The 1,260-nt window shown below is 53.7% G+C and carries 1 protein-coding gene; it reads left to right on the forward strand.

Annotated elements, in window-relative coordinates:
• Nucleotides 1-349 precede the first annotated feature (349 nt).
• Nucleotides 350-1,110, forward strand: a protein-coding gene (locus tag U1739_RS20965) for an IS5 family transposase (RefSeq protein ID WP_332710557.1) whose coding sequence is annotated in 2 segments (ribosomal slippage) — nt 350-683 and nt 683-1,110 — 762 coding nt in all. Because the reading frame shifts where the segments join, the coding sequence is not laid out codon by codon here.
• The last annotated feature ends 150 nt before the right edge of the window (nt 1,111-1,260 follow it).

Genomic DNA, 1,260 nt, shown 5'->3' on the forward strand with positions numbered 1-1,260 from the left:
TGCAAACTTGTTGAGCAACCTCTTCTGCGCCATCAGGCGACGAAATTCCGCTTTGCGCGCTCGTCGATCGGAAAGCTGCCTGTCCGCAACCGGCCCATTTTCAGCCGACGGAGGTGGCCCCTCGAAGTGCACGAAGGGCCAGCCATTCATATTTCCGTGCGTTCAGCCAAGGTAAGAGCATCGTCGATGTCCACGCCAAGGTAGCGTATCGTGTTCTCTATTTTGCTGTGTCCCAGCAATATTTGCACAGCACGTAGGTTGCCGGTCGCCTTGTAGGCTCAGGACCTATTAAAGTGCTTGCTTAAGTGGTGTGAGGCTGATTCAATGGCGATGCGAAGGAGGCACCGCCATGAGTGATTTGATTTGGTTGACCGAAGCACAGATGCGCAAGATTGAGCCGTATTTTCCGCTGTCGCACGGCGTTCCCCGTGTTGATGACCGTCGGATCATCAGTGGGATTATCTTTGTCATCCGTAACGGGCTGCGCTGGCGGGACGCTCCTGCTGAGTACGGCCCACACAAGACGATCTACAATAGGTTCATTCGCTGGAGCCGTATGGGCGTGTTCAACAAGATATTTGCAGGCCTTGCAGCCAAGGCCGGAACGCCTGATCAGCTGATGATTGATGCGACGCATCTCAAGGCCCACCGAACCGCTGCGAGCCTTTTAAAAAAGGGTCTGTTCCCAGACGTATAGGTAGAACCAAGGGCGGTCTGAACTCCAAGCTCCACGCCGTGTGTGATGGAAAGGGTCGACCATTGATCTTGTTGCTCAGCGAAGGTCAGATGAGTGATTTTGGCGGTGCAGCGCTGATGATCGACGCGTTTCCAAAGGCTAGGTCACTCTTGGGTGACAAAGGATATGATGCCGACTGGTTCCGTGAGGCGCTGGCAGACCGTGAAATCGAAGCATGCATCCCCTCAAAATCAAACCGCAAAATCCACATCCCCCACGACACCGTTCTCTACCGACAACGCCATAAAATCGAGATCATGTTCGGACGACTGAAAGACTGGCGGCGCATCCACACCCGCTATGACCGATGCGCACACACCTTCATGTCCGCAATCTGCATCGCCGCAACCATCATCTTCTGGATCAATCAATGAGTCCTGAGCCTGGGCTAATAGGTAGTACTTTGGCATTTCGCAGGTCGTTATCGCGGATAAATCGATCCACGAAGTGACAAGCTGCAAGTTGAGGCTCGAAGCCGATATAAGCGCGAGCGCGATCGGCATGTAAAACTTTGCCTAGCGTCT

It is taken from the genome of Parasphingomonas puruogangriensis (genome assembly GCF_036663635.1).
In the GTDB taxonomy this organism is placed as follows: domain Bacteria; phylum Pseudomonadota; class Alphaproteobacteria; order Sphingomonadales; family Sphingomonadaceae; genus Sphingomonas.